Genomic DNA, 24,661 nt, shown 5'->3' with positions numbered 1-24,661 from the left:
CCCCCGCCTCAGCGGCCCCGTTCCCGGGCGATGAACCAGGCGCCCAGCGCCGCGACGACCGCACAGCCAAACGCCAGGGCATGGCTCCCACTCTGCCAGTGCACCCAGGCAGCAGCGACCGCGACCGCATACATCAGCCAGTAGGTGGCCCTGGTCCAGCATCGGGAGATGTCCCGCCCGGGTCCCACAGGCGGGTCGGTGCCGGAGACGTCGGATCTGTGCTGCCTCACGCCGTTGGGGACGGTCGGGATACCGCTCGGGTTTACCGCGGGACCTCGACCTCTCGACCTTCCGTTCGGTGTCACCGCCTGTCGTGGCTGTGGGCCGGGAACCCAGGAAACGATACTGCGGACCGTATCCCCAGCCGCACCGCACCTGTACCGGCAGGCGATGTTCTCGATTAGCCTGTGGCTTGACGACCAGGCGAGAGGGGCTGCATGGACGAGGCCGTCGGTGGGCGGGACGCTCCCGTCGTGTCCGAGCTCACGGGCCTCACTGCTGCCGAGGTTGCCCACCGTCAGGCGCAGGGACTCAGCAACGACGTTCCATTGCGTGCCAGTCGCAGTCTGGTCCAGATCATCCGAGCCAACGTCTTCACACGGATCAACGCCCTGATCGCGGTCCTGTTCGGAATCATCGCGATCATCGGTCCGGTCCAGGACGGCTTGTTCGCACTCGTCATCGTCATCAACACGCTGATCGGCATCGTTCAGGAACTCCGGGCGAAGCGCACTCTGGACCGGCTGGCCATCATCAACGCCACCCGACCACGTGTACTCCGGGACGGCGAACTGCGCGACGTCTCCACCCGGGAGATCGTCGTCGACGACGTCATCGACTTCGCGCTGGGCGACCAGGCCGTGGTGGACGGTGTGGTCGTGTCCGCCGTGGGGTTGGAGGTCGACGAGTCCCTCCTGACCGGTGAGGCCGAGCCCGTGCGGAAGCGTCCCGGAGATGACGTGCTCTCCGGGAGCTACGTGGTTGCCGGTCGAGCTCGCCTTCGAGCCACCCGCGTGGGCCGCGACTCCTACGCTGCACGGCTCACCGAGGCGGCCAGTCGCTTCACGCTGGTGCGCTCCGAACTCCGCGAGGGGATCGACCGCATCCTGCGCTGGATCACCTGGCTGCTGATCCCGGTCGGTGGCCTCCTGATCTACAGCCAGCTGGTGCGCAGCGCAGACGCGGGACACGCCGCCACGCAGGCGGAACTGTCCGGCCTGGCTTCCTACCTGGGGTTGGACCTGGTCTCCCCGGCCTTCGCCGACGCTCTACGCGGCATGGTGGCGGCACTGGTCACGATGATCCCCGAAGGGCTGGTCCTGCTGGTGAGCATCGCCCTGGCCGTGGGGGTGGTTCGGCTGGGGCGTCGTGGCTGCCTGGTGGAGGAACTCCCGGCCATCGAGGGGCTCGCCCGGGTGGATGTCATCTGTGCGGACAAGACCGGAACCCTGACCGAGCCGGGGATGCGGCTGCGGGAGGTGCGAACCCTACCGACCGCACCCCTCGGTTCGGCGCCGGCCGAGGTCGAGGCGGTGGACGTGCTGTCCGCCCTCGCTGCCAGTGACCCGCGACCGAACCAGAGCATGGCCGCAATCGCCGCCGGCTGTCCACCGCCACCACCGTGGCCGGTCGTTTCCCAGGCCCCCTTCTCGTCAGCCCGGAAGTGGAGCGGAGTCAGTTTCGCGCACGACGAGGGTGAGCACCACTGGATTCTCGGTGCACCCGAGGTTGTACTGAACCATGCTGGATCCGCGCAGGGCAGGGACCCCGCCGAGATCCTCGCCACGGCCGACGAAATCGCTGGTCGGGGCGCTCGGGTGCTTCTGCTCGCACAGGCGGGGGATCGGCCGGATCCCCACGAGCCCCTCCCCGAGGTCCGTCCCTACGCCCTCGTCGTGCTGGAACAACGACTTCGGGCAGACGCCCGCGACACGGTCGCCTACTTCACCGACCAGGACGTGGACGTCAAGATCGTCTCCGGGGACACGCCCGCCTCCGTCGGGGCAGTGGCCCGAGAGTTGAACCTGGTCCGGCACCGGGCCATCGATGCGCAACACCTGGCAACAGATCCGCAGGCACTCGCGGACCAGACGACGTCGGCGGCGGCATTCGGACGCGTGTCCCCCGAGGGCAAGCGCAGCCTCGTTCGCGCCCTACACGGTCGGGGCCACACGGTCGCGATGACCGGGGACGGCGTCAACGATGTCCTGGCATTGAAGGAGGCCGACGTCGGGATCGCTATGGGCTCGGGAAGCCCCGCAGCCCGTTCCGTCGCACAGATCGTCCTACTGAACAACCGCTTCGCAGCGCTACCCCGCATCGTGGCGGAAGGTCGCCGCGTCATCGGAAACATCGAACGGGTCGCCACCCTGTTTCTGACCAAAACCGTCTACTCGGTCACGGTCGCAACGGTGGTCGGACTACTCGGAGTGGCCTACCCGTTCTTTCCCCGGCACGCCACCCTGATCAACGCGCTCACCTTCGGAATACCGGCGTTCTTTCTGGCACTGGCTCCCAACCGGGAACGGGCCCGTCCGGGTTTCGTCTCCCGCACCCTGCGATTGGCGATTCCGGCGGGCCTACTCGCTGGAATCGCCACCACAACGACCTACCTTCTGGTGCTGGGGGACGGCACCCCTCCCGACCTGACCGATCGCACGGCAGCCGTGATCACGCTCAGTGTCGTGACCATGTGGGTGCTTCTGCTGGTGGCGAAACCCTATGTGTGGTGGAAGGTCGTCCTGGTGGCGAGTATGGGCGGACTGCTGGTGGCCGTGATGATGGTCCCGCCGGCCCAGGAGTTCTTCGCTCTCGACCCCAGCGATCCCACCAAGGTCACCATAGCTCTCGTCGTTGCTGTGATTGCGGCGGCGTGGATCACAGTCATCCGCATCGCCGATGACCGGTGGCTGGACCGGTTCCTGCATCGAGGCGCCGCTACGCCGGACACCTCGCTCCCACAGACGAGCGCGGACCAGGTCACGACGCCGGCACGTTGACTCCGAGCTGTCGCGCCAGCGCTGTCGACTACACCGGTGGCCACGGTATCGATGGCCAGTCCGGTTGGGGGGATGGATGCACGCCCTGTATCCGCAGGGTCATGACCCGATGCAGGGTGGCACGTCGCTCGGCTGGACTCAGGTACTCGGCCAGACACCGCGCCAGCGGACTCCCCGAATCCCGAAGCTGGGCCTCCAGCCGCCGGAGGTCGTCGAGGACGTCGGGGGGCAGCTGTGCACCCTGCCACTGCCACAGAACCGTCCGCAGCTTGTCCGGCACGGCGAAGGACAGCCCGTGATCACAGCCGTACAGGTGCCCGCACGGAACCGGCAGTAGATGTCCGATCTTGCGGTCCGCATTGTTGATCACCGCGTCGAACACCGCCATACGACGTAGCCCCGGACTCTGGGTGTCCCGGGAGAGCTCGACCAGGTCCACCTCGGGATCACCGTCGATCCACCACTGGCACATCCCGGGGCCGTATGGTCCGCTCCGATACACCGTGGGGGGCACCACGCGCCACCCGAGAGCTTCGGAGACCGCGTAGGCGGCTACCTCGCGGCCGGCGAGGCTTCCCTGCGGGAAATCCCACAGTGGACGTTCCCCCGCCACCGGCTTGTAGACGCAGTGCGCGGCGACCGTTCCCGTCTCAGGCGCACGCACGTCACAGTACAGCGTGGCGTTGGACGCCACTGCCAGGCGCCCGACCACGTCCAGTTCCCCCGTACGCAGCAGTTGGAGCGCCTCCGTCGCAGCGGGGTACTGGTTGTCGCGGGGCAAGGACATGGTCGCCTCGGCTACAGAACCAGGCGCTTATGGCCGTTCTGCCGTGGACACACGTGGCCGCTTGGGTCGAGGGCCTGGCCACACAGGGGGCAGGTGGGGCGGCCGGCCGCCACCACCCGCATGGCGCGCTTGGCGAAAGCGCGTGCCGCCGCCGGGGTGAGGTGCACACGCAGGACATCGCGCAGCTGGGGCCCCTCCTCAGCGAAGACGCTCTCCTCGGCGTCCTCCTCCGCAGACTCCTCGCTGAGCTCCTGGGCCTCGATGATGACCCGCCCCGTATCCTGGTCCCAGGCCAGTGCCATCGTGCCGACCTGGAAATCCTGCTCGATCGGCAGTTCCAGGGGATCCTCGTCCGGCTCCAGTTCGGCCTCCTCGTCGGGAAGGGCACCGAAACGCTCGCGGACCTCGTTCAGGAGTTCCTCGACGCGTTCCGCCAGGGCAGCAACCTGCTGTTTCTCCAGCGCAACACTGGTGACACGGCCGCCACCGGTTGCCTGGAGGAAGAAGGCGCGCTCTCCGGGTTGTCCCACGGTTCCGGCCACGAAGCGTTCGGGCGGATCGAACTGAAAGACGGGCATGTGAGCACCCTAGATGATCGACGGCCGCGTCGCGATCCATGCACACAGTGCGACGCCGGTGCGCGTGGTCAGTGTCCTGCTGTCATACTCGCGGGTTCTCGGCCTCGCCGCCACCGCCGCCTCCCACGACCGCATCCGTGTCGTCGATCCTCGGGTACTCACCGCGCGGGACGAGACCGACCAGGGTTTCGCCACAGTCGTTGAGTCGGAGTACGAACGGACGCCCCGAGGTGTAGCGGATCGCGCTGAGCGAACAGGGATCGGCCTGGATGCGCTGGAACAGGTCGAGGTGCATGCCCAGCGCGTCGGCGAGAACGGCCTTGATAACGTCGCCGTGACTGCATACCAGCAGCACCGGGTGCTGGTGGGTGTCGAGGAGTCGCTCGATGTGATCGCGCACAGCCCGGGTAGCACGGTGGGCAACCTCGGCGAGCCCCTCCCCGCCGGGAAAGCGTGCGGCACTGGCATGGTGCTGGACCGTGTGCCAGGCGGGCTCGTCCACCAGGTCCACCAGGAGTTTCCCGGTCCAGTCGCCGTAGTCACACTCGATGAGTTCCGGGTCTGTGCGCACGTTTTCCACACCGGACTCGGCAGGTTGCGCGGCCCGAATGGCTTCGGCCGTCTCACGACAGCGTTGCAGGGGGCTGGACACGACGGCGTTCAGCTGTAGTGGAGCGAGGCGTTGAGCGAGCCGCGTGGCCTGGCCCCGGCCACGCTCGTCCAGGCCAATGCCGGGTCTTCTCCCGGTGAGCCGGGCACCGGTTTCGGTCGTGGATCCGTGCCGTACGAGCAGCACGGTGGCGGAACCCGTCACCGCGGCCCCCGCGCCAGGAGTCCGGCCACGTGGCGCCAGATCGCAGGCACCTCGGCTCCCCGGGGGGCGAATACCACCTCGGTCTCACGGCCACCGGTCCGTGAGGGGTACGCACAGTCCATGTTCGGCGATCCTATCGTCATGCCAGTTCCGGGGCGTGCTTCCCCCGCCTGCGCATCGATTCCGGGTACGCTCCGCGACATGGAGCAGCGACAGCTGGGTGGGTCGGGTCTATGGGTGTCGCGGCTGGGACTGGGCACCATGAACTGGGGAAAGGACACCGGCGAAGAGGAGGCGGCGCACCAGGTTGCGACGTTTCTGGACGCTGGTGGAACCTTCGTGGACACCGCCGACATCTACGCGGGAGGGGACAGCGAGCGCATCCTGGGGCGCCTCCTGCACACGGTGGCGCGCCGCGAGGACCTGGTCATCGGAACGAAGGCCGGCCACAGCCCTCAGGCCTACCGACCCCAGGACACATCCCGCCGGCACCTACTTGCCGCCCTGGACGCCTCGCTCTCCCGTCTGGGCACCGAGCACGTCGACCTGTGGCAGGTGCACGTGTACGACCCGGACACGCCCACGGAAGAAACCCTGGCGGCACTCGATACGGCGGTGGCGTCCGGGCGGGTGCGCTACGTCGGCGTCGGGAATGTCACGGCCTGGCAGTTCACCAAGTACGCGACCTGGCAGCGGGCCGTAACCGGACGCACCCCGGTGATCTCGGTTGGCACGGAATACTCGCTGGTGAACCGCCGTGTGGAGACCGACCTCCTGCCCGCGGTGGCCGACGCCGGGGCGGGCCTGCTTGCCTGGTCGCCGCTGGGGCGGGGAGTGTTGACGGGAAAGTACCGGGACGGGCGCCCCGATGGCTCCCGCGGCGCGGCCGAGGACATGGCCGCCTTCGTCGAACCGTACTTCGACGAACGAAGCCGACGCATCGTGGAGTCCGTGTGTACGGCTGCCCGGGGCCTGGGGGTGTCGGCACACGCGGTCGCACTGAGTTGGGTTCGGGACCAGCCCTACGTCGCCTCCACCCCGGTCGGGGCGCGCACGGCGCCCCAGCTGGAGGAGCTGCTGGCCAGCGAGGCACTGATCCTCCCCCGAGAGATCCGCGACGCCCTGGATGACGCCTCTGCCGACGCGGTGGGGCCGGTGTTGGCGTGAGAAGCCCACACGCGTACCCGAGCCGCTCGGGCTGGTGCGGTGAGGGCGGTGAGCGCAGGGCGGGTGACTCGCTAGTCTCTGGGGTGTGTCCGAGTCACGTATCCCGCAGCATGCCAGCCCACAGACCGTGGCCCCGATCGTGTCCGTCCTCCAGCGAATGGGGGCGCCGCCGGCGCTCGCCCCCGGACTCCACCGGGCGCTGGGAGCCACGGCGGCCGAGGACCTCACGGCCAACCCGTGGCTGTTGTTGCGGCTTCCGGGAGTAACGGTGGAGCAGGCCGACCACGCCGCTCAACACCTGGCAGGGCAGAGCGGGCCGGTGCGGCCCGAGGATCCGCGACGACGCGCCGCCCTGGTCCAGCATGTTCTGGTCCGGGCCACCCGGCAGGGACACACCGCTCTGCCCCAGGAGCAGGTATCCGCACAGCTGCGTGGTCATGGTGTGACCAGCCCGGAGGCGGCGGTCCAGGAGGCGCTGGACCGGAATCTGGTCACAGCCCGCAGTCACTCCGACGAGGACATTGACGCGGGGACGGACGCGGCGGAGGCGGCCGACACACCGGAAGACGACTCCGCTGTGGAGGCCGAGGCCCCCACCGACCAGGACCGGACCTACCTCGCGCTGCCGGAGCTGGCAGCATCCGAGGACCAGCTCGCATCCGGAATCAACCGGCTCATCGCCACCAGTGAGCCGATTATGGACCCGTTCACTGCCCGGGAAACGGTAGCCGCGACGGCCACCCGCCTGTCGGTCGACATCGCCCCCGAGGTGGAGGCGGCGCTCATCACGGTGGCGCTGCGGGGGGTGTCGATTGTGACCCATGCGGCACACATGCCGGCCCAGGTGCAGTTCATCGCTGGGGCGGCGGATATCGCACACGCCGGTGGGGGCCGGACCACCGTCGTCACCCCGCTCGCCGCCAGCGCCCGGGCCCTGGCGGAATCACTGCCGGACGACGTCCCCGTTTCGGTGTATCCGCTGGCACAGCTGCTGGATCCCGAGCCGTCAGCGCCAGCATCCCCGGGAGGAACGGCCGCGGTTCCGACGGCCGCGTCACCCGCATTGGCCGCTGACCTCGTCATCGTTGCCGACGCCATGGCCGTGGATACCACCACCGCCGCTGAGCTCGTCACCGCCTGTGCGGACGGTACCCACCTCGTGCTCCTCGCGGATCCACACGAGCGCTTCGCACCGGGGCCGGGCCAGGTGGTCCCCGATCTGCGGGCCAGTGGCATCGTCCCCGTGGCCGAACTTGGCACGCCCGACGCTCCCCAGCCCCTTGCCCGGGTGGCCCTGGAGATGCTCGCAGGGCGTGTTCCCGCGGAACCCAGCCCCGGACACGAGGTGGTCCCGGTGACGGTTACCTCTCCCGCCGAGGCCACCCATCGCACTCTGCAACTGTTGACCGATTCCATCCCTCGGGCGTTCGGGGTGGATCCGGATGACACGCTGGTGGTAACCGTGGCACGGTCCGGATCCTGTGGTGCCGAGGCGCTCAATGCCGCGTGTAAGGCACAGCTGAACCCGGGCCCCGGGGCCTGCTGGGGCTTCGACGTGGGAGACCGGGTCGTGCAGGTGCGGGCCACGGAAGGTCGTGCGGCGGGGGAACGCGGGACCGTGCACGAATGCGCAGACACGGGCGTGTGGGTGCGGTGGGACCGCGCGGGGTCCTCGCCCAGTGAAACCGCCGGCCCCGTGTTCGTCGAGGATTCCACCCTGCTTCGGCACGGCTGGGCGTTCCCGACCTCGGTTGCGCACGGTGGGCGCTGGCCCGCCGTGATTGCTGTTGTCGATCCCACGCCGGGGACGGGCCCGCTCCCACCGGACCTCGCCTACACTATGCTGACCCGGGCCCAGCTCCACGTGTCCCTCGTGTGGGGGGCCGACCCCCTGGTCACCGCCGGTACAGGGGTGACCGCGGCGCCCGGGGGGCGACGGCACACCCGGCTCGTTCCCGCCGTTCGGGAGGGCTGAGCCGGGTTCAGGTCCCGGACCCGGCCGCGGAAGCCATCGTCGACGACGAGGTTGGCCCCGGGGACGAACTCCGCCGCCGGGCTCAGGAGGATGGTCATGGCCCTGGCGACGTCCTCTGGCTCGGCCACGGCACCCCCGATGCCCCGGCTGTCCCCCGTGACCAGCACGGATGCGCCGGCTGGTCCCAGGTCCAGGGTCCACTCCCCGCTCCGTGCCGCACGATGGCTGCCGGGCGTGCCTCCGGCTGACGTCGGGTCGCCGGAGGCACCAGGTCAGGCCCCGGTGGCGTGCAACCCACCGTCGACATGCACGATCTCACCGGTCGTAGCCGGGAACCAGTCCGACATCAACGCGACGACCGCACGGGCCGCGGGCTCGGGATCGGTGATCTCCCACCCCAGTGGGGCCCGCTCACTCCAGGTCCGTTCGAACTCCTCGAAGCCCGGGATGTTGGCAGCGGCGGTGGTCCGGATGGGGCCGGCGGCCACCAGATTGACCCGGATCTGCTGCTCACCGAGGTAGCGTGCCAGATAGCGCGACGTCGACTCCAGTCCCGCCTTCGCCACGCCCATCCAGTCGTAGACGGGCCAGGAGACGGTGGCATCGAAGTCGAGCCCCACGACGGAGCCCCCGTCGCGCATGAGTGGCAGCGCAGCCATGGTCAGGGACTTCAGTGAGTAGGTGGAGATCTGGAAGGCGCTGGCGACGTCCTCCCACTGGGTGTCCAGGAAGTTTCCGCCGAGCGCCGCCTGGGGGGCGTACCCGATCGCGTGGACCACACCATCGATGGTCTCGGTGTGCTCGCCCACCCGGGCGGCGAGACTGTCCAGGTGCTCGGAGTCGGTGACGTCCAGTTCCACGACCGGGGGCGGCTCCGGTAGCCGTTTGGCGACGCGTTCAACGAGGCTCATCCTGCCGAACCCCGTCAGCACCACCGTTGCCCCTTCCTCCTGGCAGAGCCGGGCCACATGGAAGGCGATCGAGGAGTTGGTCAACACTCCGGTGACGAGAATGCGTTTACCATCGAGAAGTCCCATGAGGTTTCCTTGGTCGTGAGTCGATGTGGCTAGGGGGCTTACGGGCTACGGGACGCGAGCGCAGGGACGCGCCAGCGACGTCGAGGGAACTAGTGCCCCATCCCGAGTCCGCCGTCCACCGGAATCAGGGCCCCGGTGACGTAACCGGCCTCCGGGCTGGCGAGGAAACGGACCACACTGGCGATCTCCGCGGGCTGGGCAAGCCGCCCGAGGGGGACATTGGCGATGATCTCGTTTCTGCGGTCCTCCCCGAGGTCTGCGGTCATCGCCGTGTCCACGAATCCTGGAGCAACCACGTTGACCGTGATGTTGCGCGACCCCAGCTCTCGCGCAAGCGACCGGGCGAACCCGACCATTCCGGACTTCGCCGCGGCATAGTTGGCCTGGCCAGCGGAACCCAACATCCCCACAACCGAGGACACCAGGATGATGCGGCCACTGCGTTGGCGCATCATTCCTCGGACCGCGCGCTTGGCCACCCGGAACGCTCCGGTGAGGTTGGTGTCCAGCACCGAGCTGAAGGCGTCCTCGCTCATCAGTGCCAGTAGTTGGTCCTGAGTCATGCCGGCATTGGCGACCAACACCTCGACCGTGCCCTGCTCCTGTTCGACGTGCGTGAACGCGGCATCCACCTGGTCGCTGTCCGTGATATCGCACTGGACTCCGAGGAAACCCGCGGGCGGTTCCCCGGATCGATAGGTGAGGGCCACGCTGTCGCCTGCTGCCTGGAGCTGCTGGGCGACGGCGAGACCAATCCCACGGTTGCCTCCAGTGACCAGTGCCGAACGGGACATAGACGCAGGGACCTCCGTACTGTGTTGCCTAGCTGAGCGGGTGATGATAGCCGGTGGGGCCGTCACGCGGACTAGCCGGGCTCGGCATGCAGCACGAGCGTATCTGGCTACCACTGGGTATCCCGAACCGACCTCTGCACGCTGACGGGAACATGCCCCAGGGGCGGCACGGCGGGGAACCGCGGGGTGATCAGCCCCATCCGGCATCGTGCGCCAGAATGGCAGCCTGTACCCGGTTGGTCACATCGAGCTTGCCGAGGATGCGGCTGACGTGGGCTTTGACCGTCGCCTCCCGCATGTGCAGCAACCGCCCAGCCTCGGCGTTGGACATGCCCCGCGCCACTGCCGTCAGGACTGCACGTTCCCGATCACTCAGCGCCTCCAGACGGGCCGCTGCCACCGCCGCCTTGGACTTCCCGCCGCCCGCACCATCGGCGCCGCTACTGTCGTCGGGGGCGGCGAAGTGCTCCAGCATGCGCTTGGTGACGCTGGGAGCCAGCATGGCGTTTCCCGCATGGACCGTACGCACCGCCTGGGCCAGGTCCCCGGGTGGGGTGTCCTTCAACAGGAAGCCCACCGCACCGGCACGTAGCGCCTGGTGCACGTAGTCGTCCAGGTCGAAGGTGGTCAACAACACCACGCGCGGCGGTTGGTCCAGTGCGGTCAGCTCACGGGTGGCGCTGATTCCGTCGGTTCCGGGCATACGGATGTCGAGCAGCACAACGTCGGGAGTGGTTTCCACGGCCAGGCGCACAGCCGCGGCACCGTCGTCGGCCTCGGCCACAACCTCGATGTCCGTGTGGGCATGCAGAATCATACGCAGACCGGAGCGCACGAGCTGTTCATCGTCCACCAACAGGACCCTGATCACGCCCGGTGTTCCTCCTCGTCGTCGGGGCGGGTGTGCCGTTCTCCGGACGGACCGGCCCCCGGTCCGTCCGTCGCGTCGCCGGCCTCCCCCACCGACGATGGCGAGGCGGGCAACGGCACCGCAGCACGGATGCGCCATCCACCGTCCGGATACGGGCCGGCGTTGAGGCTACCCTGCACCAGGGCCAGACGTTCCCGAAGTCCCGTCAGCCCGTATCCGCTTCCGGACGCGGTGTCTCCATCCACTGCGGCGGTTGTGGCAGGCCCGTTGGTGACCGTGACCTCAACCTCGGTACGGCTGTAGCGGATCCGAACTCGCACCGCGGAACCGGGTGCGTGTCGGGCCGCATTGGTCAACCCCTCCTGGACCGTGCGGTAAACCGTGCGTTCGATCTGGGCCGACAGGGCACGGGGGTGCCCCGTCGTCTGTACCTCGACGTCCCGCCCCAGGCCCCGCCACTCGGCGACGAGACGGTCCAGGTCGGCCAGCCGGGGTTGGGGGGTCGTCGCGGACACAGTACTGTCGGCCCCCACCACCGGTTCAGTGGCTGCGGCATCGCCCCCGGCACCGATGTCGGTGTCGTCACGCAGCACACCCAGGATCTCCCGCAGCTCGGTGAGGGCTTCCCGGCCGGTACTGCGGATGAGTGCAGCGCCCTCGGAGGTGGCCGGGTCGGGTGCGGACACCTCCAGGCCTCCGGCGTGCAGCACCATCAGGCTGACCCGGTGGGCAACCACGTCGTGCATCTCCCGGGCGATCCGGGTACGTTCGGCCGCGCGGGCCCGCTGGGCCTCCAGGTGGTGCTCCCGTTCCAGACGCTCGGCCCGTTCACGCAGATTGGCGATAAGCAGTCGGCGGGTCCCCACCCACAGGCCAATGGTCAGGGGCAAGGCGATCATCACGATCGCGACGACAACGATCGTGGTGAGGCTGCCTTCCGTAACGAGGACCCAGAATACGGTGCCGCCGAACATCGCAAGGGTCCAGGCGGCCAAACCGCGCCGATCGGTGAACCATACGGCGTAGGAGTACAGTGCCAGGGGCACGGCAACCGGGTTACCGAACGCCACCAGCAGCAGAAGTGCCGCTCCCAGCAGCCATCGGGGCCGGCTTCGGCGTAGGAGCACCGTGGCCGAGACCAGGGCGGGAACGACCAGGACAACGACCGCGCCCACGAACGGACCAACGGTCCAGGACAACGGCAACGGCCCCCAGTACAGGGGCCCGCCGGCCGTCCCCGGGTCCGGGCTGTCGAATACGGTGAGATTGATCAGGGCGGCCCATGGAAACAACGCGGCGGCATAGATCCAGTCGGCGATGCGGAAACGTCGATTCCACCACCACCGCCAGATGCGTACCGGACGCTCGCCAAAGGCGTCGCGCAGACGCTCCTCTTCACCATGGAACACGTGGGGAGAGTCTAGGTGCGCAGCGTGTTCCTCCGACCGAGGCTGGCCGTGGCGGGCGCACGCGGTCAGTGGCACCGACGAAAGTCGCCGGCAGGTGGTGCTGTGCTGCTCCCCCGGCTGTGACGCGCGGAGCGGTAGGTGGGGCGGTGCGCTGCCCCGTCGGGTGCCCGGCGCGATGACGGACTCCATCCGCCGAAAGTCGGTCCGGACGGGCGACCACAGCGATACACGGCATCGCACCCCACCGACGAAGGGGACATCAGGGATCATCCGCGCCGACGATGAAGGCACCGGCACTGCCCACCTAGTCTGCCGACCGGTCGCCGCAATCGTGGGGACACGCCATCGTCGAGGAACATCGAGGAGACACGCGTGAGTGACAGCGCCACGCTGGGCCAGCCGGCTCTGCCCCATTACGACACACCGCCGGTGGTCACCGCCCGGGACCTGGTGAAGGTGTACGGGTCTGGGGAAACGGGGGTACGCGCCCTGGACGGGGTCAACGTGGACTTCACCCGGGGTGCGTTCACCGCCATCATGGGGCCCTCGGGGTCGGGCAAGTCCACCCTGATGCACTGTCTGGCGGGGCTGGACACCGCCACGTCCGGCAGCATCATGGTGGGACGGACTGACCTCACTCAACTCCGGGAGAAGCAGCTCACCCAGCTACGGCGGGACCGGATCGGTTTCGTTTTCCAGTCGTTCAATCTGCTGCCGATGCTCACCGCGGAGCGGAACATCCTGCTGCCCAGCCAGATCGCCGGACGCACCATCGATCGGGACCGTTTCGATCACATCGTGGACGTCGTGGGACTGCGGCAGCGCCTCGACCATCTGCCCGCGACCCTGTCGGGGGGCCAGCAGCAGCGGGTGGCTGTGGCACGGGCGTTGTTGAGCGCTCCTGAGGTGGTCTACGCCGACGAACCCACCGGAAATCTGGACTCCCGCACCGGCGCGGAGATTTTGACGTTCCTCCGCGAGTCGGCGGAGGAACTCCGCCAGACCATCGTGATGGTGACGCATGACCCGGTGGCGGCCGCCTATGCCGAACGTGTGGTCTTCCTCCGGGACGGGCGTCTGGTGGACGAACTGAACGACCCGACCGCACAGTCGGTGCTCGACCGTCTCGTGCACCTGGAGGCGTGAGCGATGCTGCGCACCACCCTGGCCGGACTCCGGCTACACAAAGGACGCCTGGTCACGACGGTCCTGGCGATCGCCCTGGGGGTTCTGTTCGTTTCGGGGACCCTGGTGTTCACGGACTCGCTCCGCACGGGCTTCGAGGACACAACCATGGGGGCGACCGACCGCCTGGCCAGCGTCGTGCTGCCTGACACCGAGAACTGGGATCCCCAAAGCGAGGAAGAGCCCCGACTCACCCCGACGCTTAGGGACGACATCGCCGACCTTCCCGAGGTGGGCGCGGCCACGGGGATCATCTCCGGCGACGCCCCGCTCCTGGACCAGGACGGACAGGCACTGGGGCAGGTACCCACCGCCGGGCTGTCCGTGACGGAGGACACCCGCTACTCGCCCGAAACCGGAACTCTGCCCAGCGCCGCGGACGAGGTGGCGCTGGCGACCACCACGGCCGAACAGACGGGCTTCGACGTCGGGGACACGGTGGAGGTACTCGATCCCGAGGGGCAGGCACACGCGTTCACCGTGACCGGACTCATCGATGTCAGCATCGGTGATCCCTATCTGATCCGCGGGGCCGTGGCCTTCACCGAATCCACCGCCGTCACGATGACCGGCCACACGGACTACTCCGAGATCAATGTGCGGGCGGCCGCAGACACCCCCGATGCGGAGGTGACCACGGCCGTCGAGGACGCTGTGGGCGGCCCCGGCGTCGAGGTCCTCTCCGGAACGGAGATGGGCGAGCGGTTGGCCGAATCCGGTGGAGCCGACGCCGCGACGATGAACATGGCGCTGTTGCTGTTCGCACTGGTCTCGGTCGCGGTTGCCGGACTCGTCGTCTACAACACCTTCGCTATTCTGCTCGCCCAGCGCCAACGTGAGCTGGCCCTCCTGCGCTGCGTGGGGGCCCACCGTGGCCAGGTGCTGCGTGGGGTGCTGCTGGAGGCGTTCATCGTCGGTCTCACGGGCGCCACACTCGGGGTCCTGGGCGGGATCGGTGTGGGCTATGTGGGTTTCTACCTCGGTGGGGACAGTTTCGGTGCGGCAGTGTCGGCCTCGTCGTTGACGGTCAGCCCGGTGGCGATCGGCGCTGGCCTCAGCGTGGGGCTCGTGACCACGATGGCCGCCGCCCTCGTTCCGGCACTGCGGGCGACCCGTGTTTCGCCGTTGGCCGCACTGCGTTCCAGCGCCGTGGCGCACGGCCTGGAACGGCGCGCGGGGTGGCTGCGCTCGGGGGCGGGGCTGCTGCTGGGGCTGGTGTCGGCCACGATGCTGTGGCTCGCCCTGGGGAGCCAGGGTGGCCAAACCGCGATGCTGCTGGTCACGCTCGCGGGCATGGTGGCTTTCCTCGCGGTGGTGGTCCTGGGGCCGCTGTTGGTTCGCGGGGCGATCGCCGGGGCCGAGGTGCCGATACGGCGCCTGGGAGTGGCCAGTCGACTGGCGGTGGACAATGCCGGCCGCAGCCCGAAGCGGGCAGCCACGGCCATGCTCGCCCTCACGGTAGGGGCCACGCTCATCACGGGCTACGCGGTGATCAACGCGTCGGTGGAACGCACACTGCTCAACCAGCTCGACGAACAGTTCCCGGCGGACTACACGATCACCCAGCAGTTCGACCTGAGCTCTCCGGAGCAGGCGAACGAACCGGGTGACGGCGAAACCAACCACACTGACACTGACACTGCCACTGCCACTGCCGTGGACGCGGCGGAGGGCGTTGCCCCCGCGGTGGTCTCCGCGCTGGAGGACGCCCCCGAGGTGGACACGGTGTTCTCCGAACTCCGGGCCACTGCACCGGGGCTGGAGGCTGGGCAGCGGATCCCGGTCAGTGCCTATCTCGGTGCGACGGTGGGCACGGATCTCACCGCCGAGGTCGAGGCTGGTGAGCTCACGGATCTCGGCCCCGGGCGGGCCGTGATCTCGGAGGATCACGCCGGATCGCACACGGTGGGCGACACCGTGCAGCTCGACACGGAACGTGGCGAAACGGAGCTGGAGATCGTGGCCGTGGTCGGGGATATGCAGCAGCTCTGGGGGCTGACCATGGCGCCCGACCAGTTCACCGAGGAGTTCCCGTCGGTGACCGAGGCCACCGCGGTCAACGTGCGGGCGGATCCCGATGCCGACCCGGCGGACGTACGTGACGTGGTGTACGAGGCGGCTGAGGACCCGACCCTACAGGTCACATCGACGGCCGAGGCCAGATCCGAGTTCACCGAGATCCTGGACACCGCGTTTCTCGCCGTGGCGGCGATGCTGGGGCTCTCTGTACTGATCGCGGTGTTCGGGATCGCCAACACCATGGCCCTGTCCGTGCTGGAACGTTCCCGGGAGTCGGCCCTGCTCCGTGCTCTGGGCCTGTCCCGTTCCCAGCTGCGTCGGATGCTCGTGGTTGAGGCGGTGCTGCTGTGTGTGATCGGCTCCGGGATCGGGATCGGGCTCGGTGTGCTGTTCGGCTGGGCTGCGGGAGCCGTGACACTGCCCTCGATGTTGACGGTCATTCCCTGGAGCCAGATCGCGATGTTCCTCGGCATTGCGGTCCTCGCGGGGATCATCGCCGCCATCCTGCCCAGCCGGCGGGCCAGCCGCACCTCGGTGACCTCCGCTCTGGCCCGCGAATAGCAGGGCGCATAGTGGCGGGGTGGTGTGCGACGGAGCACCACCCCGCCTCAGGAAGCCCTGCGGCGCCGGTGGATGTCACGTCGCAGCTGGAACGGACGCAGGGCCGACTCCAGCTGCACACCGAGGTCCATCTTGCTGTGTCCCTGCTGCCGGTCCTCGAAATGGATCGGAATCTCCACGAGTTTCTGCCCCCGACGGTACGCGCGGTAGTGCGCCTCCACCTGGAAGCTGTAACCGCTGGAGGCCATGGTCTCCAGATCGACGGCCTCCAGGGCGTCACGACGCCACAGCTTGTACCCGGCGGTGACGTCGCGGATTGGCAGTTCCAGAATGGTGCGCACATATGCGTTGGCCCAGCCGCTCAGGAGCCGGCGGCCTGGCCCCCAGTCGCCGGACAGACTCGCGCCCGGGACGTAGCGACTACCGATGACGACCCCCGCACCGGTGGCGAGCAGGGTTCCCAGCAGCTGGGGGAGGTATCGCGGCGGGTGACTCAGGTCCGCGTCCATTTGTGCGACGAACTCCGCCCCGTCGGTCAGGGCCTGGCTCATTCCCGCGACGTAGGCACGCCCCAGCCCGTCCTTGGTTCTGCGGTGTACCACCGTGACCGGGCTCGTTCCTGCTCCCCCGTGGTCGTCGGCGAACTTCTGCGCGAGCTCTCCCGTTCCGTCGGGGGAGCCATCGTCGACGACGACCACCCTCAGGTTGGGCAGCTCCAAGGCCAGCAACTGGTCCAGCAGAAACGGGAGATTCTGCGCCTCGTTGTAGGTGGGGATAACCACGCTCAGGCGCGATGTGGCCCAGCTCGGCGGCAGGGCGGCGGGGGTGGACACGGACGCGACCTCCATGCGGGTTACCGGGACGCGGTGACTCGCCCCACTCTACGACCGAGGGTTACTGTCCGCGATCGGAATCCGGAACAGCGATGTGAATCTGTGTTCCGTACTCCCCCACGGCCAGGAGAAGCTCCGGATCTGAGTTACTGTCCGTAACCAGGTGGGTGAGCTGCTCCGCGGCGACGGTCTGGACGGTGGCTTCCGCGCCGACCACGGCGTGGTCCGCGAGTCCGACCACCTCTTCCGCTGCGGCAGCCAACACCCGCTCCACACTGGCCAGGGCGGGACTGGCCGTACTCAGCCCACGCTCGGCGTTCACCCCCCCGGCGGACAGAAAGGTTCGGCGCACCCGCAGCCCCGTGCCCGCCTGCTCTGCCTCGGCTCCGGTCAAGGCCATGGTCGGCCCGTGCAGTGTGCCTCCGGTCATCACCACGGTCACGCCGGTCGCTCCCGCCAGGGCCTGTGCCACCGACAGCGCATTGGTCACCACGGTCAGCTCGACACGCTCAACCAGATGGTGGGCCAACAGCTCGGACGTGGTTCCCGGGCCGAGCGCCACCGCATCGCCATCGTTGACCAGGCCCGCGGCCAGCTCTGCGATGGCTTGGGCTTCCCTCGGCGCCCCCCGCGCCGGTCGCCGCTGCTCGCGGGCGAGCCGACCGGGAAGCGCGACCCCGCCACGGCCACGATCCACCAGACCGTCCGCCTCCAGCGCTCGCACATCCCGCCGTACGGTGACCTCAGAGGTCCCCACCTGGACTGCGATGTCGCGCAGGGTCATGCTGCCGTGGGCACGGACCAGATCCAGGATGCGTCCCCGCCGCTCCGCACCGAACGTCGGCCGCACGCCCTCGGTCACGCTTTCCCCCACTCACGATCGTCCAGCCCGGAAGTCTGCGCGTCCGATCGTACTTGGGCGCCCGGAAGGACCGCCGGCGGAGTGCGGAACCGGCTCACCCCAGGTGCACGCCGCCCCGATCCAGACGGGCATCGAGGATGCCCTCTTCCTCCTCGGCACCGACGGGATCCGTTCCGGTCCCCGCAGGCATGGCCAGGGTGAGCGTGGCGATGAACACCACCACGAGAACAACGAACACTGCGAGTGTCGCCAGACCGAACAACACAGTGCCGGACACCTTCGCCTCCCTCAGCTCGGGGATGACCTGACCGTGGTCGCGCATAGGGTCGTGGTGTTCCGCAGCGCGGGCTCCCCTCGGGGAGGAGAGCCACTGGCCGTATGCCCACCGGGTGGCTTGTCTACACTGCTGCGGGCACTCGTTTTTTCCAAGCCCGCCCCACGGCGAGCGATGAGATGGGGGACGATGGACGCGGCGGAACTCACCCTCACCCAGGCACATCGTGCGATCGCCCGGGCAGAGGTGTCCCCGGTGGAGTTGCTTGACGCGGTCTGCACGCGCGTCGCGGCCCTGGATTCCCACCTGAACGCGACCGTCGCGGTCTTCCACGATGCGGCGCGCTCCTGCGCCCGAGCGGCGGAACGGGAGATTGTCCGGAACGGGCCGCGGGGCCCCCTTCATGGAATCCCGATCAGTGTCAAGGAGATCGTCGACCTGGCGGGGGTGCCCACCCTGGCCGGCTCCGCGTCCCGTGCGGCCCATCCGGACGCCCACGTTCCCGCCCGGGACGCCGTTGCGGTGCGCCGCCTGCGTGAGGCCGGGGCGATTGTGTTCGCGACGAGCCGTTCGCACGAACTTGCCTATGGTGTGACCACTCCCCGAACGCACAATCCGTGGCGCTACGACCGTTCCCCCGGCGGATCCAGTGGCGGCGCGGCCGCGCTGGTCGCAGCGCGCTGCGGGCCGGTGGCGCTGGGCACGGACACGGCGGGTTCGGTCCGGATTCCCGCCTCGGTGTGCGGCACCGTCGGGCTCAAACCCACCCCTGGACTGGTGCCCCGTACCGGGATCGTGCCCCTGTCGGAGACCCTGGACACGCCCGGCCCGTTGGGTCGCACCGTCGACGACACCGCTGCCGTGCTGGCCGTCCTCACCGGGATGGACCTCAACCCCGGCCTCCCCGATGCCACCCGGCTCCCCAACGGCTTGAACCTGTCCGAGGTGCGGATCGGGGTTCCCACCACCTATTTTTTCGACGGCTGCGACCCCGAGATCGCCGCGGCGACACACCGCACGATCGCGGCCCTGGACGAGCTGGGGGCCCAGACCCGTGAGGTGGCGCTACCGTACGGGCAGGAACTGGCCACCGCTGGCGGAATCGTGGTGGGTGCCGAGGCCGGTGCCGAACACGGAGGGCTCCTGGAGGAGGATCCCGACTCCCTGACAGACGAGGTACGCAGCAAACTCGCGGTTGGGCGGGACATCTCCGCCGTGGACTACCTGGACGCACAGCGCACCCTGCGGTCGGTGTCCCGCCGCTGGGATGCGGTTCTGCGCGACATCGACGTCCTCGTCACTCCCACCCTGGCCGCGACGGCGCGCCCGTTCGGTGCCGCGAGCACCGACCCCGGGCAGGATCCGCGCATCCGGCACACACGACTCACCCAGCCCGCCAATCTCACCGGGCGCCCCGCCATCACGATTCCGTGTGGCCTGGACACAGCGGACATCCCGATGGGGGTGCAACTCATTGGGCGAGCGCACGAGGAGAATACGCTGCTCGCGGTGGCACGCGCCGTCGAGATGACCGTAGCGTGGTCCGACCGGGTTCCCCTCGCGGCGGATACGGCACAATAGGCCAGTGCGTAATCATCACACCTGCGAGGTGTGGTGGGCCAGCCCACGGCAGGCCCACCCCCGCCTTCTGGACGTCCTGGACGGCCGGGAACGTGAACGCCACGCGCGGTTCCACCGCCGTGCCGACGCCGATCGCTACCTGGTCGGCCATGCCCTGTTGCGCGGCGTCTGCGCCCGCAGGAGTGGGCAGCGGCCGGGCGAGATCTGCTTCGAGTATCACTGTCCCAACTGTGACCACGGTGGGGGGCACGGAAAACCATATCCGTCCGGCCCCGCGCGGGGGCTACAGGTGTCGCTCACCCACTCTGGTGACCGGGTCGGCGTGGCCGTGCTGGCCGATATCGAGGTGGGGGTGGATGTGGAAGCTGTCACGTCGACCCGCGACCTTGACCGCCTCGCCGAGCACGTGCTGACCGAGGGCGAGCGGATCGCACTCGACCGGGTCCCGACCCGCCAGCGGGAACGTGGATTCTTCACCTACTGGTCCCGGAAGGAAGCACTGTTGAAGGCCACAGGCCTGGGACTGTCCGGGGGGTTGCGCACCATCGAGGTCACCGCTCCCGACGAGACGGCGGCGGTCCGATCCTGGCAGGGGCCGGCCGCACCCACAACGGTGTGGCTTACCGATCTGAGCCCCGGCGACCAGCATTGTGGCGCATTGGCCCTCCTGGCCCCCGGACCGGTGCAGGTTATCGAGCATGACTCGACACGATCCGCCACGATTCTCGACTCCGTGTAGTCATTCGGTCCGGCATCCCGGCCGTCGTGCCACCCAGCCCATCGCACTGTCGAGACCTCGAAAGGACCATGCCATGTCCACCTCCGCATCCACACTGACCATGCGTCCCTTCGACCGGGCCGAGATCCCCCTGCTGCACGCCGCCCTGACCACGCACGCGGACCTGGTGCTGTGGTCGGGAACGCAGCTGCACTGGCCGCTCACGCAGGATCAGCTGCGCTCCTACGTCGACAATGCGAACGTCGACCACATGATCCTCTCTGCTGTGGCAGACCACGACACTGTGGTGGGACATGCCTCGGTACGCGTCACACCCGCCCATCGCAGTGCGCGTATCGGACGTGTGCTCGTGTATCCCGACCATCGCGGACGGGGGTACGGCGCCGCGCTTATGACCGCGGTACTGGACATCATCTTCGGCCAGCGGGGCCTGCACCGTGCGAGTCTCGGTGTGTTCCAACACAACGCACGGGCACTGGGCCTGTACGAGCGCCTGGGGTTCACACGCGAAGGTGTGCTGCGCGACGTCGCGCTTGTGGATGGCGAGTGGTGGCCCCTCGTGGAGATGGGGCTGCTGGAGACGGAGTATCAGCAGCCCCGTGTTGACCCCCGCCCGTAGGGAGTGACCGGTGCAGCCAGGATCCCGAACGCCCGGTCACCGGGACTTTTCGGTGCAACGGGATGCGCGCCCCACGATCACCGCACCCCACCTCGCTGGCCGTCGTGCGGGGGAGACCAGTCCCCCGCCGCGGACATGCTCCCGGCGGCGCGCGGAGCACCCCGGCCCCACCACCCCCAGAAGGGGCGGGGATTGTGGTCGCGGCAAGCACCGATCCGCACGCGCCGTGTCGGCCGCCGGCGGCGTCGCGCCACGGTGGCCACCGCTGATGTCCTGTTTCCGGGGCGCTCCCCCGCACGACGGCCAGCGGGGGTGGGGGCGCTGTGGTCCTCTGCACGACGCCCCCGAGGTGGGGGCGCTGTGGTCCACCCACAGGTACCCGGATGGTGGTGCATGGTTACGGGGAGGCGCCACCTGGGCCACAGCGGCCAAAACGGCGCGCACGGGCAACCAACCACCGCCACCAGAACCCTCCGGGATCCGGAGTTCCCGACACCAAACCCTGACCCGACCCACCAGCGGCAGACCCCCACCACCACGGCCACGACAACGCCTGCGGGGAAACCACCACCCGTGCCCACTGGCCTGTAACGCCCAGGGGATACCAGTCCCCCCGCCGCGGACATGCTCCCGGCGGCGCGCGGAGCACCCCGGCCCCACACCCTCCAGGGGAGTCCCCAAAGTGGCCAGGGCCAGGTGAGCATGACGATGGCACCCGACGGCCAGGCCGAGGTACACCGCTAGCGAGACGTAGCCCAACGCGCCGATGGTCTGCCAGCGGTGGAAGTAGACCGCGTGGCCAAGGAGGCCGGCATACCCAGCGGCGCGAGACGAATGATCCACCCCAGCACCATGTCCAGCGCCGCGAAGGTGACGCCCCGGAACGGCTCGGCGGACCTGCCAACCTGCCGACCTGCACCGCGGCGGCTCCGCGAGCGATCGCGATGACGATGAGTTGGAGGGCGGTGCAGCCCAGTGGGATCGATTCCGTACCGACGGCGCGCGTGTGGAACGCCACGTTCCCAGCCCGACTTAGGTCCTGTTTCGTGAACCATTTCGGGCTCGCGTCTCCCAGGACGACGCTCGCTGCGCCGATGCGCGCACACAGCCAAACCAGGATGCCGTTCGCACATCGGCTTGCGAGACCTCTCGCTCTGGAGAGCCGCTCCCTCATCCGAAAGCGTTCAAGAAACACTCCCTAGCGGACCCGGTCACCGAGCGGACGCTCCCCGCGTGATCTCGGCCAGTGCCTCCTGGGTGAGCCGGGTGTACGGATGGCGATCCCCGAGAACGCGCCGCTGGACGCCGAGCAGTTCTCGGTAGCTGGCTTCCGCCGCAGCCGGATCACCGCGGCGCTGGGTCACCCACGCCAGGCGGTACCGGCTCCACAGACTGTCGGGGTGTTCGGCCCCCAGGGCCTGTGTCTGGGCCCGAAGCACCTCCTGATAGGCGGTCTCGGCCGCGTCCAGATCCCCCCGGCGTGCGGCGAGATCGGCCAGCCGGTGCTGGGTCCACAGCGTGTCGGGATGCTCACTGCCCAGCCGCTGGTCCCGCACAGCAAGGACCGCACGGTAGGCTGCGTCCTCCATGTCGAAGTCCCCGTCGGCACCCTTGCCGCGGGCGAGGATCACGCTGACGGACTCGGCCACCTCCAACGCCGAGGCTCCCAGCAGTTCCCGGATCACCCGGGTCACGACCGGATGCAGGGTGATCGTGGCCTCCCCGTCTACGAGCCGGCGGCTCACGAATCCGTGGGCGGCAAGCACGCCCAGCCCCAGTTCCACCTCGTCGCTGCCGGGAACATCGTCGTGCGTATCCAGAATCGTCCCTCGCAGTGACGCCGGATCGAGCCGACGCAACGGAACGGGAACCCCAGCCGCTCCGAGAAAGGCCACAACGGCCAGGAGTGGACGTGCGCGGGTCAGTCGCTGCTGGTCCAGGTGGGTCATGGAGACAACGCAGACCCGGTGCAGGGCGGAATTGTTGTGCGTAGCGGCGTCAGCCCGGGTGTCCGGGTCGTGGTGGTCCAGGAGGCTACGAGCGTTGGCATAGCCACCGATGGTCAGCGGATGTTCCCGGAGCAGCCTGCCCATCAGGCGCAGTGCCAACGGTTCCGCCCCGAGCTGCGCCGCGAGTTCGATCGCCTCCGGGGACGGCTCGGATTCCCGTTCGTGATCGGGTTCGGCGTGTTCCCACAACACCCGAGCCGCAGCCAGGGACTCGTCTGTGTGTCTCGCGGTGTCCGGCTCCGTCATCGACCGACCCCCTTACATCCGAGATGTCTCTACATGACCTGTTTTGCGGGCCTGCGTCAACCATCCGGAACGGAGAGGACGGAACACCCCACGCGAAGCGACACGCGAGGATCACCTCCGGTGTCGACGTGCCGGAGCCAGGCATACGGTGCAGCCACACCCCGGATTCGAATCGCCCCTACGGCGTGGTCGACGGGCCGTCGTGACACCCGACTCCGCTCAACGAACACCCGGAACCGGGGTCCAGCAGGAATCTCACTGGCGGTCGGCTTCCGGACCGATGGATACCGCCATGCCGGTGCCCGGCACTCCGCGGGCAGTGCAAGTGCACGCCTCGGCCACGGCCGCAGAGCGCTCGGTGACGGTCGCGGTGGCCACACTGGTGCACCGGTACCGGAATTCTCGATACCCGAGTTCGGCCGGGTGGCAGACAAATTGGGGCCACCGGGTCCGCGGCGGCTCGGCGCCCAGGACCAGCAGCGGCTCCTCGCGGGAATCCCGGTGGGAATCGCTGTGGCCTCGCCTTCACGAGATCGCGCCAAATCGCGCCACCACGACGTGCACTCCCGATCCGGGAAGGTCGAGGGGGACACCGTCCCGCTGCACCCGGCCCGACATGGGCTGGGACCCGCGGTCCAAAGCGTCAGGAGCGTCCGGCGCGGCTTCCCGGCTGGGCGTCACCAGCCCCGGACAGGACCCGAACCACCGCACGGGTCAGGTCCTCGATAACCAGGTCGGGGGCAAGCTCCGGCTGGTCGAGCAGCCATTCCCCCGCTGCCTGGACCATGCCCACCGCGGCGTGCGCCAATAGCTGCGCCCGTACCGGATCCGGTACCTGGCCCTCTCGGCGCAGCAACTCGGCCAGCTCTTCCCCCAGCCGCCGCACCATGAGGCCGACATCGCTGTGCGTACGTGGATCCTCGGCGGTCGCACGGTGCATCAGGAAGCGGTAGAGGTTGAGATTCGCCCGAATCATGCCCAGGTAGGCACCGATGGTGGAACGGGCACGCGCCGTGAGCTCGGCGTCACCGTGCAGTTCGCTGCGCACGCGGGCGAGGAGCTCTTCGACATGACGTTCGGCCAGGGCTCGGTACAGTCCGCTCTTGTCTCCGAAGTGCCGGTACAGGACGGGTTTGCTGATCCCGGCTTCGCCGGCGATCGCCGCCATCGAGGCATCCGGTCCGTCCCGCTGGATCACGGAGTCCGCCGCCTCGAGGATGGCCCGACGGCGCTGCGGATCGCGTCCCCGGTGGGTGGCGGGGGTGGTGGCGGTGGCCCCAGGTGTCGCGGTCATGGCACGAG

The 24,661-nt window shown here is 68.9% G+C and carries 21 protein-coding genes; 8 read left to right on the top strand and 13 right to left on the bottom strand.

What is annotated here, in order from left to right; all coding sequences use genetic code 11:
* Positions 1 to 8 precede the first annotated feature (8 nt).
* Positions 9 to 230 carry a hypothetical protein gene (locus RIF23_RS01315; protein ID WP_310910434.1) on the bottom strand — a complete coding sequence of 74 codons (222 nt, stop codon included), beginning with the start codon at positions 228 to 230 and terminating at the stop codon, positions 9 to 11.
* 207 nt (positions 231 to 437) lie between these two features.
* On the opposite strand from RIF23_RS01315, the gene RIF23_RS01310 reads away from it, so the two are divergent.
* Entirely contained in the window at positions 438 to 2,999 is a 2,562-nt protein-coding gene (locus RIF23_RS01310) for an HAD-IC family P-type ATPase (RefSeq protein ID WP_310910433.1), read from the top strand.
* 28 nt (positions 3,000 to 3,027) lie between these two features.
* On the opposite strand, the gene RIF23_RS01305 is transcribed toward RIF23_RS01310, so the two are convergent.
* From RIF23_RS01305 to RIF23_RS01295, 3 genes are all read right to left on the bottom strand, one after another.
* On the bottom strand, positions 3,028 to 3,786 hold the full coding sequence (locus RIF23_RS01305) for an SCO1664 family protein (protein ID WP_310910432.1): 759 nt from the start codon (positions 3,784 to 3,786) through the stop codon (positions 3,028 to 3,030).
* A gap of 11 nt (positions 3,787 to 3,797) precedes the next feature.
* Entirely contained in the window at positions 3,798 to 4,364 is a 567-nt protein-coding gene (locus RIF23_RS01300; RefSeq protein WP_310910430.1) for a DUF3090 family protein, read from the bottom strand.
* Between the two features lie 82 nt (positions 4,365 to 4,446).
* Positions 4,447 to 5,178, bottom strand: coding sequence for an MSMEG_4193 family putative phosphomutase (locus RIF23_RS01295; RefSeq protein WP_310910429.1), 732 nt, complete (start codon positions 5,176 to 5,178; stop codon positions 4,447 to 4,449).
* Between the two features lie 201 nt (positions 5,179 to 5,379).
* On the opposite strand from RIF23_RS01295, the gene RIF23_RS01290 reads away from it, so the two are divergent.
* Entirely contained in the window at positions 5,380 to 6,345 is a 966-nt protein-coding gene (locus tag RIF23_RS01290) for an aldo/keto reductase (RefSeq protein WP_310910428.1), read from the top strand.
* Positions 6,346 to 6,430: 85 nt separating this feature from the next.
* On the top strand, positions 6,431 to 8,320 hold the full coding sequence (locus RIF23_RS01285; RefSeq protein WP_310910427.1) for a helix-hairpin-helix domain-containing protein: 1,890 nt from the start codon (positions 6,431 to 6,433) through the stop codon (positions 8,318 to 8,320).
* A gap of 272 nt (positions 8,321 to 8,592) precedes the next feature.
* Here RIF23_RS01285 and fabI read toward each other — a convergent pair whose 3' ends face one another.
* From fabI to RIF23_RS01260, 4 genes are all read right to left on the bottom strand, one after another.
* Positions 8,593 to 9,357: an enoyl-ACP reductase FabI gene (gene fabI / locus RIF23_RS01275; RefSeq protein ID WP_310910426.1), complete on the bottom strand. Its 765-nt coding sequence runs from the start codon at positions 9,355 to 9,357 to the stop codon at positions 8,593 to 8,595.
* 89 nt (positions 9,358 to 9,446) lie between these two features.
* Complete coding sequence (gene fabG, locus RIF23_RS01270; protein ID WP_310910425.1) at positions 9,447 to 10,151, bottom strand: 3-oxoacyl-ACP reductase FabG; 705 nt, start codon at positions 10,149 to 10,151, stop codon at positions 9,447 to 9,449.
* Positions 10,152 to 10,341: 190 nt separating this feature from the next.
* Positions 10,342 to 11,022, bottom strand: coding sequence for a response regulator transcription factor (locus tag RIF23_RS01265; protein ID WP_310910424.1), 681 nt, complete (start codon positions 11,020 to 11,022; stop codon positions 10,342 to 10,344).
* Positions 11,019 to 12,431 (bottom strand): sensor histidine kinase, encoded by a 1,413-nt coding sequence (locus RIF23_RS01260; RefSeq protein WP_310910423.1) that lies wholly within the window; start codon positions 12,429 to 12,431, stop codon positions 11,019 to 11,021. Before RIF23_RS01260 ends, RIF23_RS01265 begins: the two co-directional genes overlap by 4 nt.
* 390 nt (positions 12,432 to 12,821) lie before the next feature.
* On the opposite strand from RIF23_RS01260, the gene RIF23_RS01255 reads away from it, so the two are divergent.
* Both RIF23_RS01255 and RIF23_RS01250 read left to right on the top strand, forming a co-directional pair.
* The gene (locus tag RIF23_RS01255; protein ID WP_310911202.1) at positions 12,822 to 13,577 is read left to right on the top strand and encodes an ABC transporter ATP-binding protein; all 756 of its coding nucleotides are present in this window, start codon (positions 12,822 to 12,824) and stop codon (positions 13,575 to 13,577) included.
* Positions 13,578 to 13,580: 3 nt separating this feature from the next.
* Positions 13,581 to 16,196: an ABC transporter permease gene (locus RIF23_RS01250; RefSeq protein WP_310910422.1), complete on the top strand. Its 2,616-nt coding sequence runs from the start codon at positions 13,581 to 13,583 to the stop codon at positions 16,194 to 16,196.
* Positions 16,197 to 16,243: 47 nt separating this feature from the next.
* Here RIF23_RS01250 and RIF23_RS01245 read toward each other — a convergent pair whose 3' ends face one another.
* From RIF23_RS01245 to RIF23_RS01235, 3 genes are all read right to left on the bottom strand, one after another.
* Positions 16,244 to 17,044 carry a polyprenol monophosphomannose synthase gene (locus RIF23_RS01245; RefSeq protein ID WP_407659349.1) on the bottom strand — a complete coding sequence of 267 codons (801 nt, stop codon included), beginning with the start codon at positions 17,042 to 17,044 and terminating at the stop codon, positions 16,244 to 16,246.
* 46 nt (positions 17,045 to 17,090) lie between these two features.
* Entirely contained in the window at positions 17,091 to 17,891 is an 801-nt protein-coding gene (locus RIF23_RS01240) for a DeoR/GlpR family DNA-binding transcription regulator (RefSeq protein WP_310910420.1), read from the bottom strand.
* Between the two features lie 94 nt (positions 17,892 to 17,985).
* Positions 17,986 to 18,168, bottom strand: a complete 183-nt coding sequence (locus RIF23_RS01235) for a hypothetical protein (protein ID WP_310910419.1) — start codon at positions 18,166 to 18,168, stop codon at positions 17,986 to 17,988.
* A gap of 186 nt (positions 18,169 to 18,354) precedes the next feature.
* Here RIF23_RS01235 and RIF23_RS01230 point away from each other — a divergent pair, with 186 nt between their 5' ends.
* The 3 genes from RIF23_RS01230 (at position 18,355) to RIF23_RS01220 (ending at position 21,104) form a co-directional block, all read left to right on the top strand.
* The gene (locus RIF23_RS01230) at positions 18,355 to 19,746 is read left to right on the top strand and encodes an amidase (RefSeq protein WP_310910418.1); all 1,392 of its coding nucleotides are present in this window, start codon (positions 18,355 to 18,357) and stop codon (positions 19,744 to 19,746) included.
* Between the two features lie 4 nt (positions 19,747 to 19,750).
* Positions 19,751 to 20,485: a 4'-phosphopantetheinyl transferase family protein gene (locus RIF23_RS01225; protein WP_310910417.1), complete on the top strand. Its 735-nt coding sequence runs from the start codon at positions 19,751 to 19,753 to the stop codon at positions 20,483 to 20,485.
* 73 nt (positions 20,486 to 20,558) lie between these two features.
* Entirely contained in the window at positions 20,559 to 21,104 is a 546-nt protein-coding gene (locus tag RIF23_RS01220; protein WP_310910416.1) for a GNAT family N-acetyltransferase, read from the top strand.
* Between the two features lie 1,211 nt (positions 21,105 to 22,315).
* Here RIF23_RS01220 and RIF23_RS01210 read toward each other — a convergent pair.
* The gene (locus RIF23_RS01210) at positions 22,316 to 23,359 is read right to left on the bottom strand and encodes a tetratricopeptide repeat protein (protein ID WP_310910415.1); all 1,044 of its coding nucleotides are present in this window, start codon (positions 23,357 to 23,359) and stop codon (positions 22,316 to 22,318) included.
* A 643-nt stretch (positions 23,360 to 24,002) separates the two neighbouring features.
* Positions 24,003 to 24,653, bottom strand: coding sequence for a TetR/AcrR family transcriptional regulator (locus RIF23_RS01205; RefSeq protein WP_310910414.1), 651 nt, complete (start codon positions 24,651 to 24,653; stop codon positions 24,003 to 24,005).
* Between the last annotated feature and the right edge of the window lie 8 nt (positions 24,654 to 24,661).

This window comes from Lipingzhangella rawalii (genome assembly GCF_031628175.1).
Classification (GTDB): domain Bacteria; phylum Actinomycetota; class Actinomycetes; order Streptosporangiales; family Streptosporangiaceae; genus Lipingzhangella_A; species Lipingzhangella_A rawalii.
Note: the sequence above shows the minus strand (reverse complement) of the source record. Positions and strands in the feature narration are given on the sequence as shown.

Bases quoted from the DNA above. Each gene is read 5' to 3' on its own strand.
- RIF23_RS01305 (WP_310910432.1), bottom strand. From the start codon at position 3,786: ATGTCCTTGCCCCGCGACAACCAGTACCCCGCTGCGACGGAGGCGCTC.
- RIF23_RS01245 (WP_407659349.1), bottom strand. From the start codon at position 17,044: ATGGAGGTCGCGTCCGTGTCCACCCCCGCCGCCCTGCCGCCGAGCTGG.
- RIF23_RS01250 (WP_310910422.1), top strand. From the start codon at position 13,581: ATGCTGCGCACCACCCTGGCCGGACTCCGGCTACACAAAGGACGCCTG.
- RIF23_RS01300 (WP_310910430.1), bottom strand. From the start codon at position 4,364: ATGCCCGTCTTTCAGTTCGATCCGCCCGAACGCTTCGTGGCCGGAACC.
- RIF23_RS01310 (WP_310910433.1), top strand. From the start codon at position 438: ATGGACGAGGCCGTCGGTGGGCGGGACGCTCCCGTCGTGTCCGAGCTC.
- fabI (WP_310910426.1), bottom strand. From the start codon at position 9,357: ATGGGACTTCTCGATGGTAAACGCATTCTCGTCACCGGAGTGTTGACC.
- RIF23_RS01290 (WP_310910428.1), top strand. From the start codon at position 5,380: ATGGAGCAGCGACAGCTGGGTGGGTCGGGTCTATGGGTGTCGCGGCTG.
- RIF23_RS01220 (WP_310910416.1), top strand. From the start codon at position 20,559: ATGTCCACCTCCGCATCCACACTGACCATGCGTCCCTTCGACCGGGCC.
- RIF23_RS01205 (WP_310910414.1), bottom strand. From the start codon at position 24,653: ATGACCGCGACACCTGGGGCCACCGCCACCACCCCCGCCACCCACCGG.
- fabG (WP_310910425.1), bottom strand. From the start codon at position 10,151: ATGTCCCGTTCGGCACTGGTCACTGGAGGCAACCGTGGGATTGGTCTC.
- RIF23_RS01210 (WP_310910415.1), bottom strand. From the start codon at position 23,359: ATGACGGAGCCGGACACCGCGAGACACACAGACGAGTCCCTGGCTGCG.
- RIF23_RS01230 (WP_310910418.1), top strand. From the start codon at position 18,355: ATGGACGCGGCGGAACTCACCCTCACCCAGGCACATCGTGCGATCGCC.